At 69.4% G+C, this 4,999-nt stretch carries 3 protein-coding genes and 1 pseudogene; 1 reads left to right on the top strand and 3 read right to left on the bottom strand.

What is annotated here, in order from left to right; all coding sequences use genetic code 11:
- Positions 1–463, top strand: a pseudogene (locus tag ACFR9S_RS01125) (hypothetical protein); the annotation flags it as partial.
- Here ACFR9S_RS01125 and ACFR9S_RS01120 read toward each other — a convergent pair.
- The 3 genes from ACFR9S_RS01120 to ACFR9S_RS01110 all read right to left on the bottom strand — a co-directional run.
- Positions 460–3,189: a COG1361 family protein gene (locus ACFR9S_RS01120; RefSeq protein WP_379730475.1), complete on the bottom strand. Its 2,730-nt coding sequence runs from the start codon at positions 3,187–3,189 to the stop codon at positions 460–462. The pseudogene ACFR9S_RS01125 and the gene ACFR9S_RS01120 sit on opposite strands and share 4 nt — an antisense overlap.
- Positions 3,186–4,190, bottom strand: coding sequence for a hypothetical protein (locus ACFR9S_RS01115; protein ID WP_379730474.1), 1,005 nt, complete (start codon positions 4,188–4,190; stop codon positions 3,186–3,188). The genes ACFR9S_RS01120 and ACFR9S_RS01115 overlap by 4 nt, the downstream gene beginning before the upstream one ends.
- A gap of 4 nt (positions 4,191–4,194) precedes the next feature.
- Positions 4,195–4,999 (bottom strand): hypothetical protein (locus tag ACFR9S_RS01110; protein ID WP_379817801.1); only part of this gene is annotated, 805 nt, incomplete at its 5' end.

The following is a 4,999-nucleotide window of genomic DNA, read 5'->3' as shown; positions in this document are numbered from 1 at the left end:
TCGGGAGGTCGAGACGCTCGTCCCCAACGAGTCGCTGGTCGATCGGACGACCAGCCGACTCGACGACCTGACGGTGACCGCCGACGCCGAGTGGGGGACCGCCGATCAACCCAACTCGAACGTCTACCTCCGCTTCGAGAACGAGGGCGACGAGCCGATCCGGGACCTGCGGTTCGAAGCGGACGGTCCCGACCTGGACGAGTGGACGGTGCCGGAACACGTCGACGAGATCACGCCGGGCGGCGACCCGGTCGAGTACCCGATCCACCTCGTTTCGGTCGGGCCGAACACCGCGGGCGAAGTCGAAGTTGAGGTGACGGCCGACGACGGCGCCGAACGGGTGTTCACCGTGCGTGCCTCGGCCGACGAGAACGCCGAGGTCCCGCCCGACGCGATCACCGTCCAAGACAGCAGCCCGGCCGCGGTACGCTTCCCGGACAGCGTCTCCGGGCCGTACCGCTAACCGCCGTCGAGCAGGAAGTCGCCCGAGGCGGACGCGCTCACGTCCCGGTAGTAGGCGTAGAGGTTGAGCCCCGTTCTCCCCAGCAGCGCGAGGACGCCGAGCCCGTACACGCCGGTCACGCCGTACAGCCCGTACTGGCTCAGTTGGAGCCGCTGTCCGATCGTGTTCGCCCGCTGTTGGGTCGCGTCGCGCTCCTCGGTCGCGCCGGCGCGGTCGTACAGGGCGACGGCGGTGTCGTACCGCTCGGAGATGCGGCTCGTGGTCGTGCCGACCTCGTCGAGTCGGGCCGGGTTCAGGACCAGCGGGTAGTCGACCAGCACGATCGTCGCGTTGGCGGCGTACCCCTCGTACGCTTTCTCCCCGGCCGTCCGGTTCGCGGCCGCGGCCTCGACGGTCCGGAGGTACTCCTCCGAGGCGCGCTGGTACGCCGCTTCCCGCTCCGCGGCGGTCTCCTGATCGCCGGTGTACTCGCTCAGGCGCATCAACGCGCGGTAGGCCTGTGCGTTCCGGTAGATAGAGCTGTTCTGCTCCAGCATCTCCCGGTAGTGCGTCTGTTGGACCGACGCCGTCTCGTCGAAGGCGGTCTCGGCGGCGGCGACGGACTGACTCCCGGTGTTCCGGAGATCGTCCTGCTGGATGCCGGTGACGTACTGTCGCATCTGGTCGCGGGCGGCCGCGGCCCGGGCGAGCGAGCGCTGTGCGGCCGAGTAGTTCCCGCTGTCCTGTGCGGCGCGTGCCTGTTCGAGGGAGTCGACGAACAGCAGCGTCGCCCGGCCGGCCGCGAGCGCACGGGAGAGCACGGAGTTCGAGAGGTCGCTGTCGCCGCGCAGCCGCTCCTCGAGGTCGAGCAGCATCGTGTTCATCGGCCCCGTCGTCGACGCCTGCCAGTCGCCGCCGGCGGCGCGCTCCTCGAGGGGGTTCGTGATCTGGTCGAAGCTGTACGGTCTGGCGCGGGCCGTCACGGTGATGTTCCGGGCCTCGACGTTGTCACCGGTGATCCTGAACGTCCACCGGTACTGCTCGTACAGTTCGGCCTCGGTGTCGAACTGGACGGCGACGATGAACGGGGAGGTCTCGCCGGAGCCGATCCGGCTCGGCGGGCGCTCCACGACCGTCAGCCACCGGTCGGGTCCAGAGACCTTCGTGATCTCCAGCCCCTCGATCGCCTCGTAGCCGAGCCGCTCCTGTACGTCGATCGTCCGCGTCTGGTTCGCGGTGATCGTGAGCTCGCCGTAGGAAACCTCCGTCTGCGTCTGGAGTTCGGGTTCCTGCGTGATGGTGATCGTCTCGACGACCGTCGTGCTGCCCGCCGACTCGGTGTCGACGGTGACAGCGACGTCGTACGTCCCCTCGGGCGTGTCCGGGTCGGCAGAGATGTCGAGGGTGGCCTCGCCCGTCGAGAGCCCCGCCACCGTCCCCGGCGCCTCGTCGATCGACGCCGAGATGTACTGCTCCCCCGAGCGCATCGACGCCGAGGCGCTGACGACGTTCATCTCCAGGTCGCCGGAGTTCCTGATCCCGACCTCGGTCGTCGTGTCGAACGACGTGACCGACGACCGGGGTTCGTCGAACTCGAGCTGCGTCTCCGGGAGGTCGACCCCGTCGAGCATCGCCGGGTAGATCGACCGCGCGGAGACCGTGACGACGGTGCTCGGCGCGTTCTGGTTATCGGGGGTGAGCTCCACGTCCCACGTCAGCTCCTCGTGCTGTCGCACGCCGTCGTCGACCGACACCGACGCGGTCGCCGTGGCGCTCCCGCCCGGCCCCGTCGAGACGTACCGCGTTCCGCTGAAGGAGAGACTGGCCGAACGCTCGTTCCCGATCTGTCTGACCGAGAGGCCGTCGATCCCCTGGTAACCGCCCGCCTCCTCGATCGTGAACTCCACCTCGCGGCTGGTGCCGTTGAGCACGTCGCCGATCTGGATCTCCCCGCCCGACACCGACGCGATCGGCGGCCGCCTGACCTCGATCGGGACGGAGAGGTCGAGGGAGTTGCCGAGGTTGTCGGTCAGCGTCATCTGGAAGCTGTACCGGCCAGGGTCGAGCGACTCGCTCCCGGTGACGGTGACGCTGACGGCGCCGGACGACCGCGCGTCGATCGGCGAGTCGGGGAGCTCGGCTTCCGCCGATATCCCGGAGGGGAGTCCGGAGAACGACACCTCCGACAGCACCATCGCGCCGTCGCCGGAGTTCGGCACCGAGACGTCGAAGGAGGTCGACTCGCTCTGTGAGTTCGGGTCCTGATAGACGAGCTCCTTGGTCGACGGGTCGGCGTAGCCGAACTCGGGGTAGAGCTTATCGACTGAGACCTCGAGCGGCTCCGAGGCGACCGTCCCGCCGTTCCGGTTCTGTACGGTGGCGGTCCCGCTGTAGACCCCCTCGTCGGCCGACCCCATCACGCTGGCCTCGTAGGTCACGCGGTAGGTGGCGCCGGCGACCACGTCCCACCTCGTCGACGATCCCGAGCCGGAGCCGTCGGTCCGTTGCCAGGAGACGAACTGGAACGTGACGTCGCCGTTGGCCCGGGTTATCTCCTCGGTCGCGTCGACGGTCGCGTTCGCGTCCGGGGAGAACGTAAAGGAGAGCTGGCTGCTCTCGCTCTGGTCGGGCAGCGCGGCGTCGACCCCGACCGACGTGGACGCGCCTGCCGCCGGCGCGGCCGCCCCCACGACGAGCAGGAGGCAGCTGAGGAGGGTGAACGCCCGGACGGCGATCGAGCGGCTCATGACTCCCCCACCTCCACGGAGTCCGCCGGAACGATACGTCCCACCTGTGCCCGCTCCAGGTCCTCGCTCCAAGTCGCGATCCGAGCCGCCACCGGCGCGACGAGGAGGACGATCAGGAGCGCGTAGCCGAACAGCAGCAGCGTCGACGCGATCACCAGCGAGAGCATCGCCTGGTTCGTCCACTCCGACAGCTGCGCGACGCGGTCGGCGTCCTGCGAGATGGAGTGTCTGTCCACGATCTGGCTCGCGGTGTCGCTCGCGGCGTTCGCTTCACGCGCCTGCCGGTAATGGCCGAACACCGCCGGCCCGAGCCCGGTCATCGCGGCGACCGGGCTGGCACAGGACTCCCCGCAGTCCGCCCTGAAGGAACTCGCCAGCGACACCGCGGTTTCGAGCTCGGCCTTGTCGGCCTCGAACGTGGCCTCGGTCTGGCTCAGTTCGGCGCTCACCCGCGAGAACTGCGTCGTCGCGCCGCCGCGTTCGAGTGCGGTGGCGGCGGCCTCGAAGTAGCGGATCTTCGCCGACGTGTTCTCGGCGGAACGGCCGCGTTCGTAGAGCGTGTCGCCCTGCTGCCGGTAGAACCGCTCCAGGCCGAGCCGTGCGAGCGTGGCGTACTGGCCGCCGTCGGCCGCCTCGACGCGATCGATCGCCTCCGCGGTTCGGTTGGCGATCGTGACGCTCTCGGCCACGCTCCCGTTCTGGGCGGCGGCGTAGGCGTCGGTGAACGTCTCGAGCGTCGCGAGGATCGCCGCCATCCGTTCCCGGTCGGTCGCCGTGAACTCGCCCACCTGGACGGCGGTGATCGCCTGACTCCGCATCACTTCGAACTCGCTGTACGTCTCGAGCGCCGGCGCCTCCTCGTACTCCTGCAGCGCCGCGAGGTACTCGTCGGCCGTCTCCGGGTCCGCTGTGGACGCGGCGACCGGCGTCCCGCTCGCGGCGAACACGCTGCCGAGGAGGAGCGCGGTCACGATCAGTCGAGGGAGTGTCGATCGTTGCATGGTGCTAGAACCTCGTGTACTGGAGCCGCTCACGGAGCTGCTCTCGCTCGAACAGCTCTTCCACCGCGTCGGCGAACCCGAGGAGGACGAACACGACCGCGGCGTTTCTGGTCGTGTCCGACTTCATCTCGTTCTGCGCGAAGTTACGGAGCTCGTCGAGCACGTCGCTGGCCGGCGAGACGACGTTCAGCTCGTCCCGCTCGGCGTCGATTCGCTCCTCGAGTTCGGTGAGGCGGGTTCGAATCTCGGTCTGCTGGTCGAGCATCTGCTCCTTCCCTGCGAGGTCGAACAGCGTCGTGATCTCGAACCCGTCCCACTCGACAGTCGCCGCCGGCAGGTCCGCACAGCCGTTGAACAGGTCGACGTTCTGCTTCGTGTTCAGCGCGTTGTCGACCACGGTGACGACGCCCTGCCCCGTGTCGAGCAGCGCCTCGGCCACCGCGTCGGGGTCGACGCCCGTGCCGGCGAACTGGTCGCCGCGCTCCGGCAACGACTCGACGACGTCGGCGAGCGCGTGAGCGACGCTGGCGTAGTAGCCGTGGATCGCAGTGTCGATCTGACTGGAGGGGACCAGCTCGTCGGCCGCGGTCCGGAGCGCCGCGAGTTCGTCGCGGTGCCGGTCGATCGAGAACCGGAACCCGACGTCGAGGTCGGCCGTCACGGCGTCGTCGGCGCCGATCTCGACCGTCTCCCGGTCCGGGTCGAACGGCGAGCCGTCGGCCGTCGCGAGCAGTTCGTAGGCGCCCACCGGCACGTCCTGGAACTCGTAGATCCCGGGTTCGGTCGACGCCTCGACCGTCGGTGCGGCC

This window comes from Halolamina salina (assembly GCF_042678005.1).
In the GTDB taxonomy this organism is placed as follows: Archaea; Halobacteriota; Halobacteria; order Halobacteriales; family Haloferacaceae; genus Halolamina; species Halolamina salina.
The sequence above is the reverse complement of the archived record's forward strand: the minus strand, read 5'-3'. Positions and strand labels throughout refer to the sequence as shown.

Excerpts from the sequence above, each read along its gene's own strand:
- ACFR9S_RS01120 (WP_379730475.1), bottom strand. The coding sequence starts at position 3,189 with ATGAGCCGCTCGATCGCCGTCCGGGCGTTCACCCTCCTCAGCTGCCTC.
- ACFR9S_RS01115 (WP_379730474.1), bottom strand. The coding sequence starts at position 4,190 with ATGCAACGATCGACACTCCCTCGACTGATCGTGACCGCGCTCCTCCTC.